Source organism: Isoptericola sp. Y581, from assembly GCF_059445475.1.
Genome location: NZ_JCAIUK010000004.1, coordinates 112,906 through 139,115, shown reverse-complemented (window position 1 = coordinate 139,115; position 26,210 = coordinate 112,906). Strand labels below are relative to the sequence as shown.

Here is a 26,210-nt window from a genome sequence, read left to right as displayed (position 1 = left end):
CGGGTCCGCGTATGGTGTCGGCCATGTCCACCGCGCACGAGGGCGAAGGAGCTCTCGAGGATCTCCTCGACCCCGAGCTGCCAGCCGCCACCTATGTCCTGGAGCCCGACGTCGTGGAGCCGCTGACGCGGCGCATCGTGACCTCGCACGCTGCAGGGACGCACCGCTCGATGCTGCCCTTCACGGGTGCTCCCCTCGCCGCGTTCCCGCTGTCGTCGACGGACGACGTGACGGACGCCGTCCGGCGGGCGCGCGACGCGCAGGAGCGTTGGGCGCGGACTCCCGTGCGGGAGCGCGTGGCGGTGCTCGACCGCCTCGGGGCGATCGTGCTGCGGCGCCAGTCGGAGATCCTCGACCTGATCCAGATGGAGTCCGGCAAGTCGCGGCGCGGCGCCTTCGAGGAGGTCGCGGACATCGCGCTGGTCTGCCGGCACTACACGGTGGGCGGGCCGTCCTACCTGGCCGACCGTCGTGAGCCCGGGATGCTGCCTCTCCTCACCGGCGTCCGCGTGCACCGCCGTCCCGTGGGTGTGGTCGGCGCGATCACGCCCTGGAACTACCCGCTGACCCTCGTGCTCTCCGAGGCGGTGCCCGCCCTGCTGGCCGGGAACGCCGTCGTCGTGAAGCCGGACCCGCAGACCTCGCTCTCGGCCCTGTGGGTGGCAGAGGTGCTCGAGGACGCGGGGCTGCCGGAGGACCTGTTCCTGGTGGTCACGGGCGGGGGCGACGTGGGCGCGGCGCTCGTGGAGCACGTGGACCACGTCGTGTTCACGGGGTCGACAGCGACGGGTCGCAAGGTGGCGGCGCGCGCGGGCGAACGGCTCATCGGGGCGACGCTCGAGCTGGGCGGCAAGAACCCCCTCTACGTGGCGGCCGATGCGGACCTCGACTCGGCGGTGCCGGGCGTGGTGCGGGCCTGCTTCTCCAACGCCGGCCAGCTGTGCATGTCCATCGAGCGGCTGGTGCTGCACGAGGAGATCGCGGACGCATTCCTGGAGCGGTTCACGGCCGCGGTGCGCGAGCTGACGCTCGGGACGGGGCTCGACTACACGGCGGACGTCGGCTCGCTCGTCTCCGCGGCGCAGCTCGACCGCGTCATCGAGCACGTGGACGACGCGCTCGCCAAGGGCGCGCGCGCCCTCGTCGGGGGCGTGCACCGCTCTGACGTCGGGCCGTTCTTCTACGCCCCGACCGTGCTCGACGACGTCCCCGCGGACGCGCTGTGCGCCACGGACGAGACCTTCGGGCCCGTGGTCGCGGTGACGCGCGTGGCGTCCGACGACGAGGCCGTGCGCGTCATGAACGACACCGAGTTCGGGCTCAACGCGAGCATCTGGTCCGCGGACGTCGGGCGGGCGCGGCGCCTGGCGGCGCGCGTGGAGGCCGGCACCGTCGTGATCAACGACGGGTACGCCTCCGCGTGGGCGTCCGCGGCTGCGCCGATGGGTGGGTTCAAGGCCTCCGGGCTGGGCCGCCGGCACGGGCGGGAGGCGATCGAGGCGATGACCGAGGTGCAGACCGTCGCCGCCCAGCGCGGCGCGCGGCTCGGCGTCTCCCTCGACACGCTGTACACCCTCGGGGGCGAGACCCCGAGCCGGGTGCTCACCGTCGCCCTCGGCGCGATGCGGCGGCTGCGCCTGCCCTAGGGGCGGGTCAGGAAAGAGCTCAGGGCAGCCTGCGCCGCGGGCTCGCCCAGCAGGCGGGTGAACACCGCGCCCTCGTCCTCGATCCGGTCGAGCACGGCGGCCTGCGTGCCGGCCCGCAGGAGCCGCTTGGTCTCCACGAGCGCCGCGACGGGCTTGGCGGCCAGCCGGGCCGCCTGCGCGCGGGCGAAGCCGAGCACCTCGGCGTCCGGCAGCACCCGGTTGACCAGCCCGGCGTCGAGCGCCGCGGCGGCGAGGATCGGCTCGCCGAGCATCAGGGCGGCCGCGGCCCGCTGGTGGCCGACGACCCGCGGCAGCAGGAGGCTGGACGCCGCCTCGGGGACCAGGCCGAGGTCTACGAACGGGAACAGGAGCGTCGCGCCCTCGCCGGCGTACACGAGGTCGCAGTGCAGCAGCATCGTGGCGCCGACACCGACGGCCGGGCCGCACACGGCCGCGACGAGGGGCTTCGGGAACCGCGCGATCGTGCGCAGGAAGCGGAACCCTGGGTCGTCGGGGCCGGCCTGCGGGCGGTCGACGAAGTCGCCGATGTCGTTGCCCGCACAGAACACGGTCTCGTCGCCCTGCACCACCACGGCCCGGACGTCCGTGTCCGCCTCCGCGGCGTCGAGCGCATCCGCCAGCGCGGCGTACATCGCGGTGGTGATCGAGTTCTTCTTGGAGGGGCGGTTCAGGGTCACCGTGGCGACGCCCTCAGCGACGCTGGTGAGTACGTCTTCGGTCATGCCGAGACGATATCCGCCGTCAGGGCTCAAGCGCGGCGCGCTCGGCACGCAGGTTCCGACCGGCAGATCCGGCCCAGCGGGTCGCGCCGGCGGCGGTCCGGAACAGCGCCGGCAGCCCCGCGAGCTGGTCCAGGACCGCCGCCCGGCCCGTGCGGAACGCGTCGTCGGGCACGTGGCCGTACTCGGCCCGCACCTGGGCCGCGTACCGGGCGTAGCGCGTCGGCTCGGCGCCGAGGATCGCGAGGTCGGCGTCGCTGACGAGCGCCCCGGTGGGGTCTTCGGCCGTGGGCGCGTGGTCGGTCGTGACGAGCACGAGCCGCGCGACCTCGTCGGCGTCCTGCGACGACACCGCCGCCGCCCGCCCGGCCGGCCCCGCGCCGCCGACGAGCGGGCCCAGCAGCGTGCCGACCAGCGCGGCCGAGCGCTTCTCGTCGCTGCCGGCCTTGCCGTCGTGCACCGCGTCGTGGAACCACAGCGCGACGGCCGCGTGCCAGCCCGAGCCGGAGGCGTCGTCGGCGACGAGCTGGCTGAGGGCGTCGAGGGAGTCGGCCAGGTGCAGGCGCGAGTGGTACACGCGGTGCGGCTCGCGCCAGCGGTCCACGAGATCGACGCCGACGGCGTGCACCCGCGGGCCGGCGCGGGGGTCCCACAGGCGGCCCCACCGGTCGAGGAGCGCCGCGCGCGAGGCGCGCCGCCGCTCCCGGCCCGGGACGCGCAGCACCGACGCGCCGAGGCGCCGCGCGAGCGTCCGCCCGTCCAGCGCGACGGCGCCCGCCGCGACGAGCGTGTCGTGCCGCTCGGCGGGCACGTCGTAATGGTCGAGGTCGAAGGCCCGGTCGCCGAGACCATGCGCACGGGCGAACGCGCGCAGCTCGTGCAGCGACGTGTCGGAGACCAGGTGCGACCACAGCGTGCCGTGCGCGGGCCAGGCGGGCGGGTCGATGAGGAGCGTCATGCGCGGACCTGCTCGGTGTCCCGCTCCTGGTCCCGGCGCGTGAGGGTCCGGCGTACCTCCCCCACGATCGCGGACATGGCCGCCTCCGCGGCCGCGGGGTCGCCGTCCGCGACGGCGCGGGCGACGGCCTCGTGCTGGTCCAGCGCCTCGGGCACCGGCGAGGGGGGCATCAGCCCCAGGTTTGTCCGGCCGGCCAGGACCTCGGCGACGACGTCCGCCAGGGGGCCGAACATCTCGTTGCCGCTGGAGCGCAGCAGCAGCTCGTGCATGCGGACGTCGAGGGCGAGGAACTCGGTGAGGTCGCCGGCCTCGCCGGTGGGCCGCATGCGTCGTGCCAGGTCCAGCAGCTCGCCGCGCACCTGCGGCGAGGCGTGCCGGGCGGCGCCGGCGGCGGCCAGCGGCTCGACGGCGTGGCGCAGCTCGGTGAGGCTGCGCAGCTGGGCGTCGCGCCCGGGACCCTGCAGCCGCCACCGAATGATGCGAGGGTCGAGGACGTTCCAGTCCTCGATGCCGAGGACGACCAGACCGACCCGACGGCGGGAGCGGACCATCCCGAGGCCCTCGAGCAGTCGCATCACCTCGCGCGCGACGGTGCGCGAGACCCCGTGCTCCGCGCCGATCCCGTCCAGCGTCAGCGGCGTGCCCGGGGGCGCCTCGCCGCCGGCGATCGCGAGCCCGAGGGAGTCGAGCACCGCGGCGTGCAGGGAGGGACGGGGCATGGGGCGAGCCTATCCACGCGGCGCCGCCCGGTGTCGTTTGGTGTCACCAATCTTGGCAAAGGTATTACCAGTGGTGCATGCTCTGACGACGTCACGGCCGCTTGCCCCGGCCACAGGCACGAGCACAGGGACAAGGAAGTCGACATGGACACCGTCGTCGCGAACGCACCGCAGGAGGCCCGCGTGACCAGCACGTCGCGGCTGCCGGGCACCGACCACCTCGTCGTCATGGGCGTGGCCGGCTCCGGCAAGACCACCGTCGCCGGCCTCCTGGCCGACCGTCTCGGCCACGACCTCGCGGAGGCGGACGAGTTCCACCCGCCCGCGAACATCGAGAAGATGAGCGCCGGCACCCCGCTCACCGACACCGACCGGGCGCCCTGGCTCGAGGCCATCCGCGAGTGGCTCGACGCCGAGTCCGACGCCGACCGCGCGGCGGTCGTCACCTGCTCGGCGCTCAAGCGCGCCTACCGCGACGAGCTGCGTCGGGCGCGCGACCGCGTCCGGTTCGTGCACCTCACGGGCAGCCCCGACCTGCTGGCGGAACGCATGGCGAACCGCTCCGGGCACTTCATGCCGACGACGCTGCTGCCGTCCCAGCTCGCCACGCTCGAACCGCTCCGACCGGACGAGGACGGGATCACCCTCGACGTCTCCGCATCCCCGGCCGAGCTCGTCGAGTCCGTCGTCGTGTGGCTCACCGCTTCCGCTTCCTGAGACCGGATGACTCCATGACCGACGGGCCCAGACCCTCACGGAAGGGCCGCGCTCACCACCGCCGCCGAACATGCCGCCCGCGCGTCGGCGTCACTCAGCCGGAGGTGACCGCCGACGACGGGTTCCGCCCGTCGACGGCCTCGACGGCCTGCCGCGCGATCGCCAGCTCCTCCATGGTCGGGATGACCATGACCAGCGTGGACGTCCAGTCGGGGGAGACGATGCGCTCCCCGCCACGGCGGGCCTCGTTGCGCTCCGGGTCGACGGCGATGCCCATGCCCGCGAGCCCCTCGCAGACGGCGGCCCGCACCGCCGGGTCGTTCTCGCCCACGCCCGCGGTGAACGCGATGACGTCCACCCGCCCGAGCAGCGCCGCGTACGCGCCCACGTACTTCCTCAGCCGGTGGATGTACACGTCGAACGCGAGGGCGGCCGCCTCGTCGCCGTCGTCGATGAGGCGGCGCAGCTCGCGGAAGTCGTTCACGCCGGACAGCCCCAGCATGCCCGAGCGCTTGTTCAGCAGCGTGTCGAGCTCGTCGATGCTCATGCCCGCGTTGCGGGCGAGGTGGAACACGACGGCCGGGTCGATGTCGCCCGAGCGCGTGCCCATGACCAGCCCCTCCAGCGGCGTGAGCCCCATGGAGGTGTCGATCGGCGCGCCGCCGCGCACGGCCGACGCGGACGCCCCGTTGCCCAGGTGCAGCACGATGGTGTGCAGGTCCTGCACGCGGCGGCCCAGCACCCGCGCGACCTTGCCGGTCACGTACTGGTGGCTGGTGCCGTGGAACCCGTACCGGCGCACGTCGTGGGCGGCGGCGACCTCGCGGTCGATCGCGTACGTGTAGGCCGCGGCGGGCAGGCCCTGGAAGAACGCGGTGTCGAAGACCGCGACGTGCGGGACGTCGGACAGCAGCTCGCGCGCCACCCGTATGCCCTGCACGTTCGCCGGGTTGTGCAGGGGGGCGAGCGGCACCAGCGCCTCGATGCGGTCCACCACGCCGTCGTCCACGACGACCGGCCCGGAGAACTCCGCCCCGCCGTGCACCACCCGGTGGCCGACGGCGTAGATCCCCGCGTCCTCGAGGTGCGGGCCGATCTCGGCGAACATGCCCAGCGCGAGGCGCAGAGCCTCCCCGTGGTCCGGCACCTCGAGCTCGCGGCGCGTGCGGTTGCCCGCGAACGTGTGCGTGACGATGCCCTTCGAGTCGCCCGAGGTCTCGCCGATCCGCTCCACCGTGCCCGCCGCGATCGCCTCACCGCCCACCGGGTTGACGAGCTGGTACTTCAGCGACGACGAGCCCGAGTTGAGCACGAGCACCGACCCGTGCGCCCCGTACGCGCTGTACGGGTTGGACCGCTCTGCCTCGGGGACGATGCTCATGCGGGAACCTCCTGCGGGTCGGTCGGCGTCTGCGCCTGGATCGCCGTGATCGCCACGGTGTTGACGATGTCGGCGACGAGCGCGCCGCGCGACAGGTCGTTGACGGGTTTGTTGAGCCCCTGCAGGACCGGGCCGACGGCGACCGCGCCCGCCGAGCGCTGCACGGCCTTGTACGTGTTGTTGCCCGTGTTCAGGTCGGGGAAGACGAACACCGTCGCCCGGCCCGCCACGGAGGACTCCGGCAGCTTCGACGCCGCGACGGACGCGTCCACGGCGGCGTCGTACTGGATGGGGCCGTCCACGGACAGGTCGGGACGGCGCTCGCGGACCAGCTCGGTCGCGGAGCGCACCTTGTCCACGTCCGCGCCGGACCCCGAGGTGCCCGTGGAGTACGAGAGCATCGCGACCTTCGGGTCCACGCCGAACTGCGCGGCCGTGGCCGACGACGAGATGGCGATGTCCGCTAGCTCCTCCGCAGTCGGGTCGGGGATGACGGCGCAGTCGCCGTAGACCAGCACCCGGTCCTGCAGGCACATGAGGAAGACGGACGACACGACCGAGACGCCGGGCTGCGTCTTCACGATCTCGAACGACGGCCGGATGGTGTGCGCCGTGGTGTGCGCGGCGCCCGAGACCATGCCGTCCGCGAGGCCGAGGTGCACCATCATCGTGCCGAAGTACGACACGTCGGTGACGAACTCGCGCGCTCGCTCCACCGTCATGCCCTTGTGGGCGCGGAGCCGCGCGTACTCGGCGGCGAACTGCTCCACGTGCTCGGGGTCGGTGGGGGAGAGCACGGTGGCCGCCGCGATGTCGAGGCCCAGCTCGGCGGCCCGCGCCCGGATCGGGGTCTCGTCGCCCAGGATCACGAGGTCCGCGATACCGCGCGCCAGCACGGTCGACGCGGCGCGCAGCACGCGGTCGTCGTCGCCCTCCGGCAGCACGACGCGGCGGCGGTCGCCGCGGGCGCGCTCGATGAGCCCGTACTCGAACATCAGGGGCGTGACCACGGGCGTGCGCGGCAGGTCGAGACGGGCCAGCAGCGCCGCGCCGTCGACGTGCTGCTCGAACAGCGCCCGCGCCACGTCGATCTTGCGGGTCGAGGCCACGGTGACGTAGCCGTGCGTCTCGGCCGCGCGTCGTGCCGCCTGGTACGTGTCGAGGGTGGTCGCCACGACCGGGACGCGGGGGCCGAGCGCGGACAGCAGCTGCGCGATCACGCCGCGCGGCACGTAGCCGCCGGTGAGCACGATGCCGGCCAGCGACGGGAACGTGGCGGCCGCGTGCGCGGACAGCAGCCCGAGCAGCACGTCCGAGCGGTCGCCCGGCAGGATGACGACTGCGCCGTCGGACAGGTGGTCGAGCACGTGCTCGAACGACATCGCCCCGACGATCACCTCCAGCGCCTCGCGGCCCATCAGGTCCGGGTCGCCCAGCATGAGCGTGCCCTCGACCGCCTCGGCGAGGCGGCCGACCGTCGGCGCGTGCAGGAACGGCTCCTCGGGGATGGTCCAGACCGGCAGGTCCAGGTCGCCGACGAGCGCCGGCGCGCCCGCGGCGAGCACCGCCGGGCCGCTGCGGTTGACCACGACGCCCACCGGCTGGGCGTGGTTGGCGCGCAGCTCGGAGACGCTGAGCCGCGTCAGGGCGCGCACCTCGTCGGTCGTCCGGTCCCGCCCCGAGGCGACGAGCAGCACCGGCGCGCCCAGGTTGGCCGCCACCCGGGCGTTGAACGCCAGCTCGGTGGCGCCCGTCACGTCCGTGTAGTCGGTGCCGACCACCACGACGGCGTCGCAGGTGTCGGCGACGGCGTGGTAGCGGTCGACGATGCGCGCCAGCGCCCGTTCCGGGTCGGCGTGCACGTCGTCGTACGTGACGCCGACCGCCTCCTCGTAGCCGAGGTCCACGCCGTCGTGCTCCAGGAGCATCTCCAGGACGTGGTCGCGCGGGGCGTCGCCGCCCGCGTCCGACGCCGGCCGCGACGGCACGCGGGAGACCGCCCGGAAGACCCCGACGCGGGAGACCTGCCGCACCAGCAGGTCCAGGACGCCGAGCGCCACCGTGGACTTGCCGGTCTCGCCCTCGGGGGAGGCGATATAGATCGAGCGGGACGTACCGGTCACGCGGCGTCACCTGTCATTCGTCGTCACCTGTCATTCGTTGTCGCCGCCCGTCGCGGCGGAGGCGTCGTACTGCGGCCCACCCTGCTCGGTCGCCGTGTCGCCGGCGTCCGGCCACACCCAGTCGCGCACCTCGGGGAGGTCCTCGCCGTGCTCGCGCGTGTACTGGCGGGCCGTGAGGCGGGCGTCGACCATCTCCTGGCGCAGCCCGGCGGCCTTCGACCGCAGGAACGGCACCCGGTCGATGACGTCGATCACCAGGTGGAAGCGGTCGATGTCGTTGAGCATCGCCATGTCGAAGGGCGTGGTCGTGGTGCCCTCCTCCTTGTAACCGCGCACGTGGATGTTGCCGTGGTTGGTGCGGCGGTAGGTGAGGCGGTGGATCAGCCACGGGTAGCCGTGGTAGTTGAAGATCACCGGACGGTCGGCCGTGAACAGCGTGTCGAAGTCCTGGTCGGACAGGCCGTGCGGGTGCTCGTGCACGTCCTGCAGGCGCATGAGGTCGACCACGTTGACCACGCGGATCTTCAGCTCCGGCACCCGTCTGCGCAGGATGTCGACGGCGGCCAGCACCTCGAGCGTCGGGACGTCGCCGGCGCAGCCGAACACGACGTCCGGGTCCTCGCCCGGCGTCTCCGTGCCCGCCCACTCCCAGATGCCCAGGCCGCGGGTGCAGTGCGCGATCGCCTGCTCCATCGACAGGAACTGCGGGGCGGGCTGCTTGCCCGCCACCACCACGTTGACGTACTGGCGCGACCGCAGGACGTGGTCGTAGGTGCTGAGCAGCGTGTTCGCGTCCGGCGGCAGGTACACCCGCACGATCTCGGCCTTCTTGTTGACCACGTGGTCGATGAAGCCCGGGTCCTGGTGGCTGAAGCCGTTGTGGTCCTGGCGCCATACGTGGCTCGACAGCAGGTAGTTGAGGCTCGCGACCGGCCGCCGCCACGGGATGTCGTTGGTGACCTTGAGCCACTTGGCGTGCTGGTTGAACATCGAGTCGACGATGTGGATGAAGGCCTCGTAGCTGGTGAACAGGCCGTGCCGCCCGGTGAGCAGGTAGCCCTCCAGCCAGCCCTGGCACTGGTGCTCGCTCAGCATCTCCATGACGCGCCCGGCGCGGGCCAGGTGTTCGTCGACGTCGGGCCCGAAGAAGTCCGCGTTCCACTGCTTGTCGGTGACCTCGTAGACCGCCTGCAGGCGGTTCGATGCCGTCTCGTCCGGCCCGAAGATGCGGAAGTTGTCGGGGTTGAGGCGCACGACGTCGGTGAGCCACTGCCCGAGCACGCGCGTCGACTCCGCGATGCCGCCGCCGGGGGCCGAGACGTCCACGGCGTAGTCACGGAAGTCGGGCAGCCGCAGGTCCTTGAGGAGCAGCCCGCCGTTCGTGTGCGGGTTGCCGCTCATCCGCAGCTCGCCGACCGGGGCCTGCGCGGCGATCTCGGGCCGCAGGCGGCCGTCGTCCTCGAAGAGCTCGCTCGCCCGGTACGACTCGAGCCAGCCGCGCAGCACCTCGAGGTGCTCCGGCGTGTCCCGGGCGCTCGCGAGCGGTACCTGGTGCGCCCGCCACGAGTCCTCGGTCTTCTTGCCGTCGATGACGGGCGGGCAGGTCCAGCCCTTCGGGGTGCGGAAGACGATCATGGGCCAGGCCGGGCGCTCGTCGTTGCCCTCGTGCGCCTCGCGCTTGATGCGCGCGACGTGGTCGAGAACCTCGTCGAGCAGCGCCGCGAACCGGCGGTGCGCCTCGGCGTGGTCCTCGCCGTCGAACCCGCCGACGAAGAAGTACGGGGTGTGCCCGTAGCCGATCATCAGGTCGCGCAGCTCGTCGTCGCGGATGCGGCCGAGCACGGTCGGGTTGGCGATCTTGTAGCCGTTGAGGTGCAGGATCGGCAGCACGACGCCGTCGTTGACCGGGTTGATGAACTTGTTCGAGTGCCAGCTCGTGGCGAGCGGGCCGGTCTCGGCCTCGCCGTCGCCCACCACCGCCGCGACGAGGAGGTCCGGGTTGTCGAAGGCCGCGCCGTACGCGTGGCTGAGGGCGTAGCCCAGCTCGCCGCCCTCGTGAATGGAGCCGGGGGTCTCGGGCGCGACGTGCGACGGGATGCCGCCCGGGAACGAGAACTGCCGGAACAGGCGGCGCAGGCCCTCGTCATCGGGGGTGATGTCCGTGTAGGTCTCGGAGTACGTGCCCTCGAGGTAGGAGTTCGCGACCAGGCCGGGGCCGCCGTGGCCGGGGCCGGTGACGTAGATCGTGGACTGCTCGCGCGTCTTGATCGCCCGGTTGAGGTGCGCGTACAGGAAGTTGAGCCCGGGCGTCGTGCCCCAGTGGCCCAGCAGGCGCGGCTTCACGTCGTCGCGGGTCAGCGGGGTGCGCAGCAGAGGGTTGTTGAGCAGGTAGATCTGCCCCACGGACAGGTAGTTGGCCGCCCGCCACCACTGGTCGATCCGATCGATGGCTTCCGGCGGGAGATCGGCGACGCCGGTGGCGCGCCACGGCGTGGGGCTGGCGGTCGTGGACGGGATGCTCATCACACGCTCCTGCGAAGCTCGGGGACGGCCGGCGGGGTGCTGCCCGGTCTGCGCCCTCATTCCATCGCACACCGGACCCGAATGCAGCACGACCGGCGGGGTCATCGACGTGACGTCGATCTGGCAGTCCGTCAGGTGCCGCCGGCACCGATTCCGTCGCAGGGCCGCGCGCCGATTACGGTGGTGCCGTGTCCAGCCCCCGCCCCGCCCGCAGGTCGTTCTGGGCGGTGGCCGTCCGACCCCGCATGCTCGGGATCCTGCTCCTCTTCCTGCTGGCCGCGGCCGTGTGCGCGCGGCTGGGCGTGTGGCAGCTCGACCGTGCCTACGAGCGGGCGGAGCTCGCCGCGCAGCAGGAGGCCGCGGAGGCGGTGGCTCATGGCCCCGAGGCGCTGGGCGACCTGCTGCCACCGCAGACGTCGTTCCCCGGCGAGCTCGTCGGGCAGGAGACGTGGGTGACCGGCACCTACGAGACCGACGGCCAGATGCTCGTGGCCGGACGCTCGCTGGAGGGCCGCACCGGGTACCTGGTGCTGACGCCGCTGCGGGTCACGGACGACGGCTCCGGGGGCGAGTCGTGGGCCTCGCTGTCCGGGGCGCCTGTCGTCCCCGTGGTGCGGGGCTGGGTGGACTCGCCGGACCCGGGCGACGCCGCGCTCGACGTGCCGGACGGCGAGGTGCGCGTCACGGGGTGGCTGCAGGCCTCCGAATCCGTCCAGGAAGGCGGCGGATCGCTGCCGGAGAACTCCGACGGCCCGCCGCTCGTGGACTCCATCGCCACCGGTGCGCTCGTCAACTCCTGGGGCGGGCCGATCTACTCCGGGTACGTGGTGCTCACGTCCTCGGAACCCGCGCAGACCCCGGCGGCCGACGGCGGGCCCGTCCCGCTGCCCCGGCCCATCCTCGAGGGCGGCGACGGCGTCAACCTGCAGAACCTGTTCTACGCGCTGCAGTGGTGGGTCTTCGGGCTCTTCGCGGTGCTCCTGTGGGTGCGGCTCGTGCGCGACGAGGCTGCCGGCACCCACCGGGGACGGCAGAAGGCGGACGACGATCCCGTGGGGACCGGCATCGCGGGGCTGCCCGGCTGAGCTGCGGCCGTCCGTCCCGGGGCATCTTGTCGGTGGCCGCGGCCATCCTGGGGCGATGGTGAGCATCGACCTGAAGCGTGAGCTCCGCGAGCAGTACGGCGCGACGACGACGCCGGCGCTGCTGGGCGTCCGGCCCCGCCCGTTCCTCATGGTGGACGGCGAGGGCGACCCGAACACCGCGCCCGCGTACCGGGAGGCCGTCGAGACGCTGTATCCGCTCGCGTACGCGCTGCGCGCGGCGATCAAGCAGACCACCGGGGACGCCTACACCGTCATGCCGCTCGAGGGGCTGTGGTGGGCGGACGACATACGCCGCTTCAGCGTGGATGCCAAGGACGAGTGGCGCTGGACCCTGATGATCAGCCTGCCCGACGCCGTCGACCAGGTGGACGCGTCAACCGTCGTGGCCGCCGTGGGCCGCGACAAGGACCTGCCCGCCGCCGACCGGGTCCGCCTCGAGCGCTACGACGAGGGCGACGCCGCGCAGGTGCTGCACCGCGGCCCGTTCGCCACCGAGCCGGAGACCATCGAACGGCTGCACGCGTTCATCGACGCCCAGGGCCTGCGGCTGCGCGGGCTGCACCACGAGGTCTACCTGTCCGACCTGCGCCGTGCGGCGCCTGACAAGTGGCGCACGATCATCCGCCAGCCCGTCGCCCCGCCGAGGTAGTCCCAAAATCGCCGAGGTAGTTCGAAAATCGCCGAGGTAGTTCGAACTACCTCGGCGATTTTGGGACTACCTCGGCGTCACTCGTGCTGCCAGCTGTGCCAGAGCCTGGCGTAGTCGCCGCCGGCGGCGACGAGCTCGTCGTGCGGGCCGATCTCGGTGATCCGCCCGCCGTCGACGACGGCCACGCGGTCGGCGTCGTGGGCGGTGTGCAGGCGGTGCGCGATGGCGACCACGGTGCGGCCGGTGAGCACCGCGTTGAGCGACCGCTCCAGGTGCCGGGCGGCTCGCGGGTCGAGCAGCGACGTGGCCTCGTCGAGGACGAGCGTGTGCGGGTCGAGCAGCACGAGCCGCGCGAGCGCGATCTGCTGCGCCTGGGCCGGGGTGAGCGTGTACCCGCCCGATCCGACCGCGGTCTCCAGACCGTCGTCCAGCGCCGCCGCCCAGCCGCGGGCGTCGACGGCGCCCAGCGCCTCCCACAGCGCGTCGTCCGACGCCGACGTGTCGGCGAGGCGCAGGTTCTCGGCGAGCGAGCCCACGAAGACGTGATGCTCCTGGGTGACCAGCGCGACGTGGTGGCGCAGGTCCTCCAGGGGCAGCTCGACGAGCGGCACGTCGCCCACGGTGACCGACCCGCCGGTGGGCGGGTGGATGCCTGCGAGCATGCGACCCAGGGTCGACTTGCCGGCCCCCGACGGCCCGACCACCGCGAGCCGCTCGCCCGGGCCGAGGTCGAGGTCGATGCCGTGCAGGACGTCGTGACCCTCGCGGTAGGCGTACCGCACCGCGCGGGCCCGCACGTCCTCCGACGTGGGCACCGCCGTGCCCGCGACGCGGTCCGGGCCGACGAGCCCGACGCCGACGACGCGCGCCAGCGCCACCGCGGCGACCTGCAGCTCGTCGAGCCAGAACACCAGGTCGAACACCGAGCCGCCCATCTGGTGGCCGTACATGGCGATGGTCGCCACGGTGCCGATGGTCACCATGTCCTGCGAGACGAGCCAGCCGCCCCACAGGATGACGACGATCGGCGCGATCGCGACCGCCGCGTCGAGCGCCGGGATGAGGCGCAGCCGCAGCCCCAGCGTGTACGACTCGGCGTCGAAGGCCTCGCGCAGGTCCCGGTCGATCCGCCGGCGGAGGCGCGCGCCGAGGTGCAGGGCGTCGGTGGTGCGGGCGCCCTCGACGGCCTCGGTGATGGAGCCGTTGATCGTGGCGTACGCGGCCGACTCGCGCAGGTACCCGGGCGTGGCCCGCTTGAGGTACCAGCGTGTCGCCACGGCGATCAGGGGGGCGCCGGTCAGCAGCCCCAGCGCGACGAGCGGCGAGGCGAGGAACGACGCCACGAGCGTCAGCGCGATCGTCACGACGCACACGAGCACGCGCGGGACGCCGAAGCGCACGGCGTGCTGCAGCTTGTTGACGTCGTTCGTGGTGCGCGCGACGAGGTCGCCCGTGCCGGCCTTCTCCACCGCGGACAGCGGCAGGCGGGTCACGGCGTCCATGAACTCCTCGCGCAGGTCCGCGAAGACCCGCTCGCCGAACACCATGGACAGCCGCTGGGCGTACCGGGTGATCACGGCCTGCGCCACGACGGCGATCAGGAGCGCGAGGGCGAGCCCGTCCACCGCGGCGATCGTGGTGCCGTCCGCGATCTGGTCGATGATCCGACCGAGCACGAACGGGCCGACCAGGCCGGCGAGCGCCGCGAGCGTGTGCAGCACGCCGACGCCGCCGAGCTGGCCGCGGTGCCGGCGGAACAGCCGGCCCACGGTGCGGTTGACCTCCGCCCGGTCGGCGATCGGGAGCAGGTTCGGGTTGGCGGTGCCGCTCATCGCGCCGCTCCTTCCAGGTCGGAATCTTCTGCCATGCTGCGGCCGACGACGGCCCGGTAGGAGGCGCCGTGCGCGTCCCGGCGGGCGAGCAGCTCGGCGTGCGTGCCGCCCGCAGCCACCCGGCCGTCGTCGTCGAGGAGCAGCACGTCGTCGAGGTGGTCGAGGACGAGCGGGCTCGCGGTGACCACCAGTGTCGTGCGGCCGCGGCGGGCCTCGGCAACGCGCTCGGCGATCCGCGCCTCGGTGTGCGCGTCGACGGCGCTGGTCGGCTCGACGAGCACGAGGACCTCCGGCTCGGTGAGCAGCGCCCGCGCCAGGGCGACGCGCTGGCGCTGACCGCCCGAGAGCGAGCGGCCCTTCTCCGGCAGCTCGCCGGCGATGCCGTCCGGCACGCTGTCGAGCACGTCGTGCGCGTCCGCAGTCATCATGGCCGCCATCAGGTCCGCCTCGGTGGCGCGGCCACGGGCGTCGATCTCCTCGCCGAGCACGCCGGAGAACAGGTGCGGCGTGGCCTCGGAGACCACGACGCGGTGCCGGAGGGCGTCCTTGTCGAGGTCGGCGAGCAGCACGCCGCCGAGCCGGACGGGCGTGGCCGCCTCGGCCTCGTCGTCGAGCCGGCCCAGCCGCGTCGCGACGGCCGCCGAGGCGTCCGGGTCGGCGCTGACCAGCCCGGTCACGCGGCCCGGGCGCAGCACGAGCCCGCTCGCCTCGTCGACGAGGTCGGACCCGGCCGGGGGCGCGTCGGCGGGGTCGGTGGACGACGGCGTCGCCTCCGTGACCCGCAGCACGTCGAGGATCTTGCGCGACGAGATGACCGCGCGGATCACCATCTGCAGCATCTGCGTGGCCATCTGCACGGGCCAGGCGAGGAACGCCGCATACCCGTAGAAGGTGACGAGCTGGCCGCCCGTGATCTCCCCGCGCACGGCCGCCCGGGCGCCGAGCCACAGCACCAGGGCCGCGAGCAGGCCAGGCAACAGCACCTGCAGCCCGTCGAGGACCGACTGCAGCACGGCCACGCGTACGCCCTGGCGGCGCACCTCCTGGGACTGCCGCGCGTACCGGGCGGCGAACTCGTCCTCGCCGCCGATGCCGCGCAGGATCCGCAGGCCGGACACGGTGTCCGAGCCGAGCGACGTGAGCCTGCCCGTCGCCTCGCGCTGCGTCGTCTGGCGCGACTGCAGCGGCTTGACCAGCAGGCCGAGCACCAGCGCGACGACCGGGATGCCGAGCGCCAGGACGAGCCCGAGCTGCACGTGCTGGGACAGCATGATCGCCACCACGACGACGTACGCGAGCACGCCGCCGGTGAACCGGCCGGCCATGGAGAACATGTCGCCCACGCGCAGCGCGTCGTTCGCCACGGCGGCCACGACCTCGCCCGTGGGCAGCTTGCGCGTGATCGCGTGCCCGCTGCGCGACGCCTGATAGCCGATGAGCTGGGAGAACGACAGGGAGGCGCGCACCCAGTTCTCCACGTCCCAGATGTGGTTGAAGATGCCCGAGACCACGATGATCGCGGCCGCCGCGAGCATCGCCCCGCACCACAGGAACAGCTCGGGGCCGAAGCCCCGGCTCAGGCCCTCGTCGATGGCACGGCCGATCAGCAGCGGCGCCGCGGCCGACGCGAGCATCGCCACCACGCCCGCCACCAGGGACTTCGCGAGCACGTCGCGCTGGCGCCACCCCTGCCAGGCCAGGAGCCGGGCGGGGGACGCGAGGGGAGGCCGGCCGACGTCGGCCAGAGGGAGGGGGCGCACGATCGTCCAGCCTACGAACGCCCTCCGACACGGGCCACGGATTAACCGGACGGGTTCCGCACCTACGATGCAGAGGTGAGCACGCCGCAGCAGACCCCAGCAGCCAGCCAGGCCCAGGCCGAGACCGCCATCCGCAAGGCGCGCGGAGCACTGTCGCGCTACCGGTTCATGGCGATCCTCACCGGTGTGATGCTGCTGATCCTGTGCGGGGAGATGTTCTTCAAGTACGTGGTCCCGGTCGACGTCGTGGTCGACTACATGGGCTGGGTGCCGTTCGCGCACGGCTGGATCTACGTCGTCTACCTCGTCACGGTGCTCGACCTGTGGTCCAAGATGCGCTGGGGCTTCGGCCGCCTGGCGACGATGGTCTTCGCGGGCGTCGTGCCCGTCATGTCCTTCATCCTGGAGAAGCGTGTGCACGCCGACGCCGGCGCCAAGCTCCAGGCCCTGGAACAGCGGTACGCGGCATGACCGACACGAGCGCACCCGCCGTCCCGGACCTGGCGCCGCTCGTCGCGCCCGGCCCGGAGCTCGACCCCGCCCGCCTCGCGCGGTACGCCCGGCACCTGCCCCTGCCGGGGATCGGCCCGGAGGGGCAGCGGCGGCTCACGGCGGCGCGTGTGCTCGTGGTGGGGGCGGGCGGCCTCGGCAGCCCGGCCCTGCAGTACCTCGCCGCCGCCGGGGTGGGGACGCTGGGCGTCGTCGACGACGACGTCGTGGACGTCAGCAACCTGCAGCGCCAGGTGGTGCACGGCACCGCGGACCTCGGCCGGCCCAAGGTGGAGTCCGCCCGGGACCGGCTGGCCGACCTCGCGCCTGACGTGCGCGTCGTGCCGCACCCGGTACGCCTCAGCCCCGAGAACGCGCTCGAGATCCTGCGCGGCTACGACCTCGTCCTGGACGGAGCCGACAACTTCCCCACGCGGTACCTCGTCTCCGACGCGGCCGAGATCCTCGGCGTGCCCGTCGTCTGGGGCGCCATCCACCAGTTCGACGGCCAGGTGAGCGTCTTCTGGGGCGCGCCGCGGTCCGCCGAGCCCCCGGCCGATGGCGGCCGCGAGCGCGGCGCCACCTACCGCGACGTCTTCCCCGTGCCCCCGCCACCCGGCACCGTGCCGGACTGCGCCACCGGCGGCGTGCTCGGCGCCCTGTGCGGCACCGTCGGGTCGGTGATGGCCACGGAGGCGGTCAAGCTGATCACCGGCGCTGGCACCACGCTGCTGGGCCGCATCGCCGTCTACGACGCCCTCGACCTCACGTGGCGCCAGCTCGCCGTCCGCCCGGACCCCACGCGCGCGCCCGTCGCCGCGCTGCTGGCCGACGACGCCGCGTACGCCGCGTTCTGCGGCCTGCCCACGCCGTCGGGCACCGGGTCGGAGCCGGCCGCCGAGCTCGGCCCCGCCAGCGTGACCGCGCGCGAGGCCGCTGACCTGCTCGCCGGCGCCGGGCCGGTCGCGCTCGTCGACGTGCGCGAGGAGTGGGAGGCCCAGATGCTGCCGGTCGCCGGGTCCCGCCTGGTGCCGAGCGGTGAGTTCCTGGGCCCTGACGACGTCGCCGCCGCGGCGATCGCGGAGCTGCCCACCGACCGCCCGGTGCTGTTGGTCTGCGCGGCCGGGGCGCGCTCCGCCCGCGTGGCCGACGTCGCGCGCGGGGCCGGCGTCGACGCCCGCTCCGTCGAGGGCGGCGCCTCCGCCCTCCTCCTCGCCGTCTGACTGCTTCACCGTCAGATTCACCGTCAGATTCACCGTCAGAGCGCGAGGTCCAGACGCCCGTCGGGGCAGGAGCTCGCCAGCGCGCCCTCGCGGCGGGGGATGCGGCCCGCCCCGGCGGCGAGGCGATCTGACTCCACGGCGAGGCGCATCGCGTGGGCCATGCGCACCGGGTCGGCGGCGCGGGTGACGGCCGTGGCCAGCAGCACGCCGTCGCAGCCCACTCCATCGCCTGCGCCGCGTCGGACGCCGTGCCCACCCCGGCGTCGAGGATGACGGGCACCCGCGCCGCCGCGGCGATGGCCTCGATGTTGCGCGGGTTCAGCACGCCCAGCCCGGTGCCGATGGGGGCGCCCAGCGGCATGACGGCGGCGCACCCGACGTCCTCCAGGCGGCGGGCGAGGATGGGGTCGTCGTTGGTGTACGGCAGCACGACGAAGCCCTCGCGCACGAGCTGCTCGGCCGCCTCGACGAGCCCGATCGGGTCGGGCAGCAGCGGGACGTCGTCGGCGATCACCTCGAGCTTGACCCAGTCGGTGCCGCACGCCTCGCGCGCGAGCCGCGCCGTGAGCACGGCCTCCTTGACCGAGAAGCAGCCGGCGGTGTTGGGCAGCGCGCGGATGCCGAGCCGGTCGTCGTGCGGGCGATCACGCAGGCCCCCGACCCCGAGCGCGCGGCGCGCGAGCTGCGCGAACGGCTGGCCTGACCTGACCTGACCTGACCTGGCATCAGGAGGGCCGGGATGGGGTGTTCTCCCCATCGGGTGCGGTACCGCCCCGGGGTGTCGTGTGTCACAGTGGGCTCGGCCCCCTTCGCGACGCCCGGGGCACCCCCCAGCTCCGGAGATGCCCATGTCTGCACGTCCTCGTACGTCCACCCTGCTGCTGGCCGGCGTGCTGCTCGTCCTGTCCGGGTGCACGGGCGGCGGCGACGGCGACGCGGACAAGGCCTCCGCGGACAAGGTCACCGGCGGCGAGTCCGCGGCGGCAGCCGAGAACGCCGCCGCCGGCCCGGGCACGGCCACCGTGGCCGACCAGGTGATGGCGGAGCAGAAGATCGCTACCCCGCACAGCTCGGACTCCGCCCCGGGCGGCGAAGTGACCACGACGCTGCGCGCGGTCGAGGTCGCCGACGGCACGATGACGGTCCGCTGGGCGCTGCGCTGGGACGACGAGGCGTCGCCGGCCGACGCGGGCGTGAGCTGGTACGACATGTCCCTCGAACCCTCGACCACCGTGACGGACCGCGAGGCCCTCAAGGCCTATCGGCCGTTCTGCACCGAGGGCGCGTGGCAGGCGGACACGGAGAGCGCGTCGGACGCCGCGAACGAGCAGCGGAGCTGCCGGGAGTCGATGCTCGTGTCCCCGCTCGACCAGCACTTCTTCAAGTTCCCCAACCACGGCACGATCGAGGTGTCCGCCGTGCTGCCCGCTCCGGAGGGCAAGCCCGCGACGGTCGACGTCCTGGCCGCCGAGGGGCTGCCGCTGTTCACCGGCGCGACGGTGACGTACGCGGACGGCGGCGCCGAGTGAACGCTCGACGGGCCCTCGTCCCGCTCGCCGCGGCACTGGCCCTCGCGGCGGCCGGCACCACCCCCGCGCTCGCGGCGACGGACCCGACACCGACGTCGTCTCAGTCCGGTGCCACGGCCGCCGACCCGGAGCTGATGCAGGAGTCCGAGGACGGGCTCGCCGAGGACGCGACGCGGATCGAGGCGGCGGACGTGTCCGCGGAGAGGGCGTCCGACGCGACGTTCGACCTGCGGGCCGACGACTCGACGTTCCCGCTCCGCCCGGAGGACTCGACCACCGTGCTCGAGAAGCAGCGCGAGGAGAAGGACGACACGGTCGTCACACTGACCTCCGACCTGCTGTTCGACTTCGGCAAGGCCACGCTCACCCCCGCCGCGAAGGACGCGGTGGCGGCCCTGGCAGGCGACGTCCCGCAGGACGCGACGGTCCGCGTGGACGGGCACACGGACTCGATCGGCGGGGACGCGCGCAACCAGAAGCTCTCGGAGCAGCGCGCGAAGGCCGTCGCGGACGTGCTGGGTACCGAGCGCCCGGACCTGACGCTGAAGGTCAAGGGTCACGGCGAGTCGGACCCGGTGGCCGAGAACGAGGTGTCCGGCGAGGACAACCCGGCCGGCCGCGCCCTCAACCGCCGGGTCGAGGTGACCTACCCCACCGGCTGAGGCGCCCGGGGGCGGGGTCCGCCGGCGGATAGGATGGGCCGGTGACGACCCCCGCCACCGCCCAGCCCACCCCGCCCACGCCTCGGCCCGTCCTCGTCGTCGACTTCGGCGCCCAGTACGCGCAGCTCATCGCGCGCCGCGTACGCGAGGCCAAGGTCTACTCCGAGATCGTGCCGCACACCGCGACGGTGGAGCAGATGCTCGCCAAGGACCCGGCCGCGATCATCCTGTCCGGTGGCCCGTCGTCCGTGTACGCCACGGGTGCCCCGTTCGTGGACCCGAAGCTCTTCGACGCCGGCGTGCCGGTGCTCGGCATCTGCTACGGGTTCCAGGCGATGGCGCAGGCCCTGGGCGGCACGGTGGCGCAGACCGGGACCCGCGAGTACGGCGGCACCGAGGTCGAGGTGTGCGAGGCCGGCGTGCTGCTGTCGGGCACGCCCGACCACCAGACCACATGGATGAGCCACGGCGACTCCGTGCACACGGCCCCCGAGGGCTTCGAGGTGCTGGCGACGTCGTCCGGCTCCCCGGTCGCGGCGTTCGAGGACCAGGGGCGGCGCCTGTACGGCGTGCAGTGGCACCCCGAGGTGAGGCATTCCGCGCACGGTCAGACGGTGCTGGAGCACTTCCTCTACGAGGGCGCCGGCCTCGAGCCCGACTGGACGCCGGGCAACGTCATCGCCGACCAGGTCGCCGCGATCCGCGCGCAGGTCGGCGACGCGCGCGTCATCTGCGCGCTGTCCGGCGGTGTGGACTCCGCGGTCGCCGCGGCGCTGGTCCAGGAGGCCGTGGGCGACCAGCTCACCTGCGTGCACGTGGACCACGGGCTGATGCGCGCGGGCGAGGTGGAGCAGATCGAGAACGACTTCGTCGCCTCCACCGGCGTGCGCCTCATCGTCCGCGACGAGAAGGAGCGCTTCCTGACGGCGCTGGCCGGAGTCAGCGACCCGGAGACCAAGCGCAAGATCATCGGCCGCGAGTTCATCCGCGTCTTCGAGGACGCCCAGCGCGCCATCATCGAGGAAGCGGGGGAGGCCGGCGAGGACGTCCGCTTCCTCGTGCAGGGCACCCTGTACCCCGACGTGGTGGAGTCCGGCGGCGGCGAGGGCGCGGCGAACATCAAGAGCCACCACAACGTGGGCGGGCTGCCCGAGGACCTGACGTTCGAGCTGGTCGAGCCGCTGCGCACCCTGTTCAAGGACGAGGTCCGCGCGGTCGGCCGCGAGCTCGGCGTGCCGGAGGAGATCGTCTCCCGCCAGCCGTTCCCGGGCCCCGGCCTGGGCATCCGCATCGTCGGCGAGGTCACGGCCGAGCGGCTGGAGACGCTGCGCAAGGCGGACGCCATCGCCCGCGCGGAGCTGACGAAGGCCGGCCTGGACGGCGAGATCTGGCAGTGCCCCGTGGTGTTGCTGGCCGACGTGCGCTCCGTCGGGGTGCAGGGCGACGGCCGCACCTACGGCCACCCGATCGTGCTGCGGCCGGTGTCGTCCGAGGACGCCATGACGGCCGACTGGACGCGCCTGCCCTACGACGTGCTGTCCGTGATCTCCACCCGCATCACCAACGAGGTGAGCGAGGTCAACCGCGTGGTGCTCGACGTGACGAGCAAGCCCCCGGGCACCATCGAGTGGGAGTGACGTCCCGAAGTTGCTCTGCGGGTCAGGAGATCCGGTAGGAGTTGGCGCGGGCGTGCTGGCCCCGGTCTTGCAGAAGAGACAGTTGTCGCCGTTGTCGAGGCGCACGTCGCAGTGGTTGCACGTCGCAGTGGTTGTAGGTCTCCACCGGGCTGATGGCGCTCGCGTGGCCCAGGTTGGCGCCGCCCTCGTTGTCCGAGGTGCCGGCGGTGCCGGCGGTGCCGCCGACGCGGTACTTCGGGTTGAAGACACGATCCCCTCGTCGCCGGTCATGGTGTGACGAGGCATCCATCCGGGCCCTTGATACGCCGAGGTATCTATCCGGCCGTCACCAGGGGCGACGCTCAGCCGATGAGCGCGGCTGCCCTGCCGTAGGCGGCGTCGACGTCGGCGAGCACCCGCGGCCAGGAGGTCGCGGGCTCGGCCGAGCGGTTGTGCGCGACGATCGCGTCGAGCAGCGCGGGGTCGTCGGCGAGGCGCACGAGAGCGTCCGCCATCGTGGCGTCGTCGTCCACCAGCAGCGCGTCGCGGCCGTCGACGAGCCGCTCCGCCACACCGGACTGCGACCGGCTGACGAGGGCGAGCCCCGCGGCCTGCGCCTCGAGGGCGGCGATGCCGAACGCGTCCTGCACGGCGGGGGCCACGAACACGTCGGCGCGCATGTACAGGCGCTTCAGCTCGGTGGGGCTCAGCCGCCCGACCAGGCGGACGACGTCGGCCAGCCCGTGCTCGCGGACCCATCGCCGGGCCTCGTCGAGCTGCGGCCCGTCGCCGCCGATCGTCGCGACGATCCGCCCCGGCGCCCGCTCGACCGCGGCCGCGATCGCGTCCAGCATCGGCAGCACGCGCTTGCGCGGCGCGAACCTGGTGGCGGACACGACGTGCACCTCGCGCCCCTCGGCGCGCTCGCCACGCTCCACCCGGGGCAGCCGCCACGCCCCGACGTCGATGCCGTTGCCGAGCACCGACACCCGGTCCGCCGCTGCCTGCGGTCCGAGGCGGCGACCCACGACGCGACGCAGCGGGGCCGCCGTCAGCTCGCTGACCGCCGACCACTGCACGGGCCAGGCCGACCAGCCCGCCACCCGGTCCAGCCCGGCGAACGCCCGCTCCCAGCCGCCCCACACGCTGTGCACGGTGAGCAGGGCGGGGAGGCCCAGGCGCGTCACCGGCCGCAGGGTGGCCTCGACGGTGGGGGCGAGCACACCCATGTGCAGGTGCACGACGTCGGGGCGGCGTCCCTCGGCCTCCAACGCGCGCAGCCGGGCGACGACGTGCCGCGAGGAGCGGGGGTGGATCGGGTAGCCGCCCGGCACACGGGCGGCGATGCGGTGCACGACGACGCCGGCGCCGTCGCCGTGGGTGGAGAGGTCGGTGTCGGTGGTGGTCGTGATGCCGTGGGCGCCGGGAGCGGCCGGGGTGGTCGTGACGACCTCGACCTGGTGCCCGGCGGCGGCCTGCCGGCGGGCCAGCCGGGCGACCTGCGTCTCGATGCCCCCGAGCAGGGGCAGGTAGGAGTCGGAGACGTGGGTGATGCGCACCCGGCCATCCTGCCATCGCCGGCGCGACGACCTGCGGGTTCACCGCGCCGACCCCGAGACCCGGCGCTACCGTTCGAGAAGCGGCACCCGAGCGCACGCAGCGCCGCCGACTCCAGAGAGGTGCGACATGTCGAGCACGGTCACGGTCCATCCGGCCAAGGGCGTCCGCGGGATCGGCCTGGTCACCATCATCGCCGGGATCATCATGATCCTGGCCGGGCTCGGTGTGTGGGTCGTGGTGTCCCAGACCCTCTCCGACGAGCAGATCACCGTGTCCGACGACTCCACGCTGCTGGGCGGGAGGTTCGCCGGTCAGCACGTCTCCGGCCCGTTCACCGCCTACGCGCAGGCCGACGTCATCGACATGCACGCCACTGCGATGGCGGACGGGCAGACCTACGCCGAGCTCGACCAGGACGACCCGACCCGCGACACCGTGATGAACGCGTCCTTCTTGCGGGCCTCGCTGTTCACCTCGGTCGTCGCGTTCGGCGTGTCCGCGCTGGTGATCGGGCTGGGGATCCTCGCCATCCTCATCGGGGGCGCCCTGCGCAAGCTGGCCGGCGGGCCGCAGGTCGTGGTCGACACGCCCGCGTACTCGTCGTCCGGCGACCTGTCGCACGCCGCGCACCGCGCGGAGCCGGTGGAGCCGGTGCGTCCGGCGTCTCCGACCACCCCGGCCCCGCCGCCCGAGCGGCCGAGCACGCGGACCGCGCCGCCGCCGAGCGCGCCACCGTCGACGCCCTCGGAGGGCGGGGGCGGAGCCGACGGTGGGACGACGCAGCTCCCGCCGACGCCGCCCCGCGAGGCGCCGCCGGCGGGAGGAACCCCGCCGTCAGCCGACCGATGACCGCCGACGGCGTCGCACCGCGCTGACCATCGAGCCGATGACGAGCAGCGCGCCCGCCGCGGCGAGCAGCAGGATGGCGCCGAGCTCGACGTCGATGTGCGCGCCCGCACCGTTGGCCACCAGGCCGATGCCGAACGCGGCCACGAGGAAGCCCCACACGATCGTGCTCGCGCGCGGCCCGGCGCTGACCGGTTCCTGCTCGGGCACGCTCGGCGTCGGGACCGGTGCCGGCGCGGCGGCGTCCGGCGAGGGGAGCGGCGCCAGGACCGGCTCCGGCAGCGGCTCGGCGGGCAGGTCGGGCCGGTCGAAGACGGACAGCGGGTCGTCCGGACGGGCGGCGGGGAACGCGCGGGTCTCGTCCGCCGGGGGTAGCGCCTGCGTCTCGTCCGCCGGGGGTAGCGCCTGGGTCTCGTCCGCCGGGGGCAGCGCCTGGGTCTCGTCCGCCGGGGGCAGCGCCTGGGTCTCGTCCGGCCGGTCGTCGGGCACCTGGGGGGTGGGCTTGTCGTCGCTCATCGGGACTCCTCGATGGTCAGGTCGCCGGCGCGCACGTCGACGTCGAGCAGCAGGCGTGCGCCGTCGGAGTCGCTCACCTCGTCGGTGGTGAACCGCGCCGGGCCGTTGGTGTACGTGTTGACGGACCGGTTCTCGCCGTCGGCACGCCAGGTGGCGTTGCCGGCGATCACCTCGACCGCGGCCTCCACGGCCTGGTCGGCGGGGATGACCACCAGGGTGCTGCCCGCGGTCATGGAGATCGGCACGACGACGGGGTCGCCGGGAGTCACGGAGGTGAGGTCCAGCTCGGTGAGGTCCACCACGGCGGAGCCGAAGCGCACCCGCACGCCGTCCTCCGCCTCGGTGATCGACCGGGGCGTGAGGGTGCCGTCGCTGACGACGGCGGCGGCGCCCATGCCCGGCGAGTTGTCGTCCCAGAAGTCCCACGAGTCCCTGCCGCCGGCGAACGGCCAGGTGAAGATGCCCGCGATCAGGGCGAGGGTCGCGACGAAGGTGAGGGTTCCGCCGCGGCGTCCGCGGAGGCCGGTGACGACGAGCCCGACGCCCAGGATGACGATCGACGCGCCCAGCCACGTGGGACCGAGGGGGAAGGGGAGCTCGCCCACGCGGTCGGCGACGAGGAGCAGCGCACCGGCGAGCAGCACGAGCCCGAGCACGATGCCGATGGCGCCCGCACCCGGGCCGCGGCGTACCGGGCGGGCGGGACGCGGGGGACGCGGCGGCTGCACGGGCGCTGCCGGGGGAGTGGGCGGCGGCACAGGGGCGGAAGCCGCCGTGTAGGGAGCGGTGTAAGGAGCGGTGGAGGGCGCGGCGGCCTCGTACGAGGACGACGCGGAGGGGTCGGTGGCGGGCGTGGCCGGCGCCGCCAGGTACGGCGGCGGGGGCGCCGGGGCGAAGGGCTCGGCCGGTCCCGTGCCGCTGGTCGCGGTGGGGGCGCCGGGAGCGGGCGCGGCGGGATAGGGCGGGGTCGGCGGCACGCCGGGCGCACCGGACCGCGGCTTGCGGTCGCGGATCAGCTTGACCACCAGCCAGACGATCGCGACCCAGACGCCCACCCAGACGACGCCGCCGACCCAGTTGAAGAAGCCGCCGGCGCCCCACGACCAGAAGCCGTCGTCCCAGGCGAAGCCCACGACCATGGCGACGACCGCCCCGACGAGGGCGACGTCGAAGTCGCCGCGGAACGCCTGCTGCAGGTGGATCCGCCCGTCCTTGCGCTCCGGCAGCAGCGCCCACGCGATCGCGTAGATGACGATGCCGGCGCCGGTGAGGAAGAAGCTGAGGACCAGCAGCCCCCGCACCAGCAGGGGGTCGAGGCCGAACCGGTCGGCCACGCCGCCCGCCACGCCGCCGAGCCAGCGGTCGTCGGACCGGCTGATGCCCAGGCGGCGGATGGAGTCGAAGAAGCCGTCGCCGTTGCGGCGGGGAGGTGCTTCACCGGCGCCGGGCTGCGGCCCTGGCGTCTGGGGGAGGTCGTCGGTGCTCATGGCTCCATCGTGGCAAGCCTGCGGGCGCCACGGCATCGGGTGCTGCCCTGACAGGACCCTGAATCGCCCCGCCCCGGGACCCTGAAACCTCGGGAAACGGCGTCCGGGGGTGTCCCCGACGTGCCAGG

22 protein-coding genes and 1 pseudogene are annotated in these 26,210 nt (G+C 73.8%); 10 read left to right on the top strand and 13 right to left on the bottom strand.

What is annotated here, in order from left to right; all coding sequences use genetic code 11:
• The first annotated feature begins 23 nt into the window (after positions 1-23).
• Positions 24-1,646: a succinic semialdehyde dehydrogenase gene (locus tag AC1C2W_RS09160; protein ID WP_495412944.1), complete on the top strand. Its 1,623-nt coding sequence runs from the start codon at positions 24-26 to the stop codon at positions 1,644-1,646.
• On the opposite strand, the gene AC1C2W_RS09155 is transcribed toward AC1C2W_RS09160, so the two are convergent.
• From AC1C2W_RS09155 to AC1C2W_RS09145, 3 genes are read right to left on the bottom strand one after another with little or no spacing between them, the layout of a single operon-like run.
• Positions 1,643-2,389: an enoyl-CoA hydratase gene (locus AC1C2W_RS09155; protein ID WP_495412943.1), complete on the bottom strand. Its 747-nt coding sequence runs from the start codon at positions 2,387-2,389 to the stop codon at positions 1,643-1,645. The genes AC1C2W_RS09160 and AC1C2W_RS09155 overlap by 4 nt on opposite strands.
• Before the next feature lie 19 nt (positions 2,390-2,408).
• Positions 2,409-3,344 carry a DUF4031 domain-containing protein gene (locus tag AC1C2W_RS09150; protein WP_495412942.1) on the bottom strand — a complete coding sequence of 312 codons (936 nt, stop codon included), beginning with the start codon at positions 3,342-3,344 and terminating at the stop codon, positions 2,409-2,411.
• The gene (locus AC1C2W_RS09145; protein WP_495412941.1) at positions 3,341-4,063 is read right to left on the bottom strand and encodes a FadR/GntR family transcriptional regulator; all 723 of its coding nucleotides are present in this window, start codon (positions 4,061-4,063) and stop codon (positions 3,341-3,343) included. Before AC1C2W_RS09145 ends, AC1C2W_RS09150 begins: the two co-directional genes overlap by 4 nt.
• A gap of 144 nt (positions 4,064-4,207) precedes the next feature.
• Between AC1C2W_RS09145 and AC1C2W_RS09140 the strand changes: the two genes are divergently transcribed.
• Positions 4,208-4,780, top strand: a complete 573-nt coding sequence (locus AC1C2W_RS09140) for a gluconokinase (RefSeq protein ID WP_495412940.1) — start codon at positions 4,208-4,210, stop codon at positions 4,778-4,780.
• 94 nt (positions 4,781-4,874) lie between these two features.
• On the opposite strand, the gene AC1C2W_RS09135 is transcribed toward AC1C2W_RS09140, so the two are convergent.
• The 3 genes from AC1C2W_RS09135 to AC1C2W_RS09125 are packed head-to-tail and all read right to left on the bottom strand — an operon-like array spanning position 4,875 to position 10,807.
• Positions 4,875-6,161 (bottom strand): acetate/propionate family kinase, encoded by a 1,287-nt coding sequence (locus AC1C2W_RS09135; RefSeq protein WP_495388562.1) that lies wholly within the window; start codon positions 6,159-6,161, stop codon positions 4,875-4,877.
• Positions 6,158-8,284, bottom strand: coding sequence for a phosphate acetyltransferase (gene pta, locus AC1C2W_RS09130; protein WP_495412939.1), 2,127 nt, complete (start codon positions 8,282-8,284; stop codon positions 6,158-6,160). The genes AC1C2W_RS09135 and pta overlap by 4 nt, the downstream gene beginning before the upstream one ends.
• 30 nt (positions 8,285-8,314) lie before the next feature.
• On the bottom strand, positions 8,315-10,807 hold the full coding sequence (locus AC1C2W_RS09125; protein ID WP_495412938.1) for a phosphoketolase family protein: 2,493 nt from the start codon (positions 10,805-10,807) through the stop codon (positions 8,315-8,317).
• 188 nt (positions 10,808-10,995) lie between these two features.
• Here AC1C2W_RS09125 and AC1C2W_RS09120 point away from each other — a divergent pair, with 188 nt between their 5' ends.
• Entirely contained in the window at positions 10,996-11,892 is an 897-nt protein-coding gene (locus AC1C2W_RS09120) for an SURF1 family protein (protein WP_495412937.1), read from the top strand.
• Positions 11,893-11,947: 55 nt separating this feature from the next.
• The gene (locus AC1C2W_RS09115) at positions 11,948-12,562 is read left to right on the top strand and encodes a GyrI-like domain-containing protein (protein WP_495388558.1); all 615 of its coding nucleotides are present in this window, start codon (positions 11,948-11,950) and stop codon (positions 12,560-12,562) included.
• 77 nt (positions 12,563-12,639) lie between these two features.
• Here AC1C2W_RS09115 and AC1C2W_RS09110 read toward each other — a convergent pair whose 3' ends face one another.
• Both AC1C2W_RS09110 and AC1C2W_RS09105 read right to left on the bottom strand, forming a co-directional pair.
• A complete protein-coding gene (locus tag AC1C2W_RS09110) occupies positions 12,640-14,394 on the bottom strand; it encodes an ABC transporter ATP-binding protein (RefSeq protein WP_495388557.1) in 1,755 nt (584 codons plus the stop codon).
• A complete protein-coding gene (locus tag AC1C2W_RS09105; protein WP_495412936.1) occupies positions 14,391-16,154 on the bottom strand; it encodes an ABC transporter ATP-binding protein in 1,764 nt (587 codons plus the stop codon). Before AC1C2W_RS09105 ends, AC1C2W_RS09110 begins: the two co-directional genes overlap by 4 nt.
• Before the next feature lie 75 nt (positions 16,155-16,229).
• Between AC1C2W_RS09105 and AC1C2W_RS09100 the strand changes: the two genes are divergently transcribed.
• Both AC1C2W_RS09100 and AC1C2W_RS09095 read left to right on the top strand, forming a co-directional pair.
• Positions 16,230-16,625: a DUF3817 domain-containing protein gene (locus AC1C2W_RS09100; RefSeq protein ID WP_495412935.1), complete on the top strand. Its 396-nt coding sequence runs from the start codon at positions 16,230-16,232 to the stop codon at positions 16,623-16,625.
• On the top strand, positions 16,622-17,866 hold the full coding sequence (locus tag AC1C2W_RS09095; protein WP_495412934.1) for a ThiF family adenylyltransferase: 1,245 nt from the start codon (positions 16,622-16,624) through the stop codon (positions 17,864-17,866). The genes AC1C2W_RS09100 and AC1C2W_RS09095 overlap by 4 nt, the downstream gene beginning before the upstream one ends.
• Positions 17,867-17,901: 35 nt before the next feature.
• On the opposite strand, the pseudogene AC1C2W_RS09090 reads toward AC1C2W_RS09095, so the two are convergent.
• Positions 17,902-18,623, bottom strand: a pseudogene (locus AC1C2W_RS09090) (thiazole synthase).
• Positions 18,624-18,714: 91 nt separating this feature from the next.
• Here AC1C2W_RS09090 and AC1C2W_RS09085 point away from each other — a divergent pair.
• From AC1C2W_RS09085 to guaA, 3 genes are read left to right on the top strand one after another with little or no spacing between them, the layout of a single operon-like run.
• A complete protein-coding gene (locus AC1C2W_RS09085; protein WP_495388553.1) occupies positions 18,715-19,395 on the top strand; it encodes a hypothetical protein in 681 nt (226 codons plus the stop codon).
• A complete protein-coding gene (locus AC1C2W_RS09080) occupies positions 19,392-20,057 on the top strand; it encodes an OmpA family protein (protein WP_495388552.1) in 666 nt (221 codons plus the stop codon). The genes AC1C2W_RS09085 and AC1C2W_RS09080 overlap by 4 nt, the downstream gene beginning before the upstream one ends.
• A gap of 41 nt (positions 20,058-20,098) precedes the next feature.
• Entirely contained in the window at positions 20,099-21,694 is a 1,596-nt protein-coding gene (gene guaA / locus AC1C2W_RS09075) for a glutamine-hydrolyzing GMP synthase (RefSeq protein WP_495388551.1), read from the top strand.
• A gap of 22 nt (positions 21,695-21,716) precedes the next feature.
• On the opposite strand, the gene AC1C2W_RS09070 is transcribed toward guaA, so the two are convergent.
• Positions 21,717-21,983: a hypothetical protein gene (locus AC1C2W_RS09070; protein WP_495412933.1), complete on the bottom strand. Its 267-nt coding sequence runs from the start codon at positions 21,981-21,983 to the stop codon at positions 21,717-21,719.
• Positions 21,984-22,035: 52 nt separating this feature from the next.
• Positions 22,036-23,232 carry a glycosyltransferase family 4 protein gene (locus AC1C2W_RS09065; protein WP_495412932.1) on the bottom strand — a complete coding sequence of 399 codons (1,197 nt, stop codon included), beginning with the start codon at positions 23,230-23,232 and terminating at the stop codon, positions 22,036-22,038.
• Between the two features lie 127 nt (positions 23,233-23,359).
• Here AC1C2W_RS09065 and AC1C2W_RS09060 point away from each other — a divergent pair, with 127 nt between their 5' ends.
• Positions 23,360-24,082 (top strand): hypothetical protein, encoded by a 723-nt coding sequence (locus tag AC1C2W_RS09060; RefSeq protein ID WP_495412931.1) that lies wholly within the window; start codon positions 23,360-23,362, stop codon positions 24,080-24,082.
• On the opposite strand, the gene AC1C2W_RS09055 is transcribed toward AC1C2W_RS09060, so the two are convergent.
• On the bottom strand, positions 24,068-24,595 hold the full coding sequence (locus AC1C2W_RS09055; RefSeq protein ID WP_495412930.1) for a hypothetical protein: 528 nt from the start codon (positions 24,593-24,595) through the stop codon (positions 24,068-24,070). The genes AC1C2W_RS09060 and AC1C2W_RS09055 overlap by 15 nt on opposite strands.
• The gene (locus AC1C2W_RS09050; RefSeq protein ID WP_495412929.1) at positions 24,592-26,082 is read right to left on the bottom strand and encodes a PspC domain-containing protein; all 1,491 of its coding nucleotides are present in this window, start codon (positions 26,080-26,082) and stop codon (positions 24,592-24,594) included. Before AC1C2W_RS09050 ends, AC1C2W_RS09055 begins: the two co-directional genes overlap by 4 nt.
• Between the last annotated feature and the right edge of the window lie 128 nt (positions 26,083-26,210).

Bases quoted from the DNA above. Each gene is read 5' to 3' on its own strand.
- AC1C2W_RS09160 (WP_495412944.1), top strand. From the start codon at position 24: ATGTCCACCGCGCACGAGGGCGAAGGAGCTCTCGAGGATCTCCTCGAC.
- AC1C2W_RS09155 (WP_495412943.1), bottom strand. From the start codon at position 2,389: ATGACCGAAGACGTACTCACCAGCGTCGCTGAGGGCGTCGCCACGGTG.
- AC1C2W_RS09150 (WP_495412942.1), bottom strand. From the start codon at position 3,344: ATGACGCTCCTCATCGACCCGCCCGCCTGGCCCGCGCACGGCACGCTG.
- AC1C2W_RS09145 (WP_495412941.1), bottom strand. From the start codon at position 4,063: ATGCCCCGTCCCTCCCTGCACGCCGCGGTGCTCGACTCCCTCGGGCTC.
- AC1C2W_RS09140 (WP_495412940.1), top strand. From the start codon at position 4,208: ATGGACACCGTCGTCGCGAACGCACCGCAGGAGGCCCGCGTGACCAGC.
- AC1C2W_RS09135 (WP_495388562.1), bottom strand. From the start codon at position 6,161: ATGAGCATCGTCCCCGAGGCAGAGCGGTCCAACCCGTACAGCGCGTAC.
- AC1C2W_RS09125 (WP_495412938.1), bottom strand. From the start codon at position 10,807: ATGAGCATCCCGTCCACGACCGCCAGCCCCACGCCGTGGCGCGCCACC.
- AC1C2W_RS09115 (WP_495388558.1), top strand. From the start codon at position 11,948: ATGGTGAGCATCGACCTGAAGCGTGAGCTCCGCGAGCAGTACGGCGCG.
- AC1C2W_RS09110 (WP_495388557.1), bottom strand. From the start codon at position 14,394: ATGAGCGGCACCGCCAACCCGAACCTGCTCCCGATCGCCGACCGGGCG.
- AC1C2W_RS09095 (WP_495412934.1), top strand. From the start codon at position 16,622: ATGACCGACACGAGCGCACCCGCCGTCCCGGACCTGGCGCCGCTCGTC.
- AC1C2W_RS09085 (WP_495388553.1), top strand. From the start codon at position 18,715: ATGTCTGCACGTCCTCGTACGTCCACCCTGCTGCTGGCCGGCGTGCTG.
- AC1C2W_RS09070 (WP_495412933.1), bottom strand. From the start codon at position 21,983: ATGGATGCCTCGTCACACCATGACCGGCGACGAGGGGATCGTGTCTTC.
- AC1C2W_RS09060 (WP_495412931.1), top strand. From the start codon at position 23,360: ATGTCGAGCACGGTCACGGTCCATCCGGCCAAGGGCGTCCGCGGGATC.
- AC1C2W_RS09055 (WP_495412930.1), bottom strand. From the start codon at position 24,595: ATGAGCGACGACAAGCCCACCCCCCAGGTGCCCGACGACCGGCCGGAC.
- AC1C2W_RS09050 (WP_495412929.1), bottom strand. From the start codon at position 26,082: ATGAGCACCGACGACCTCCCCCAGACGCCAGGGCCGCAGCCCGGCGCC.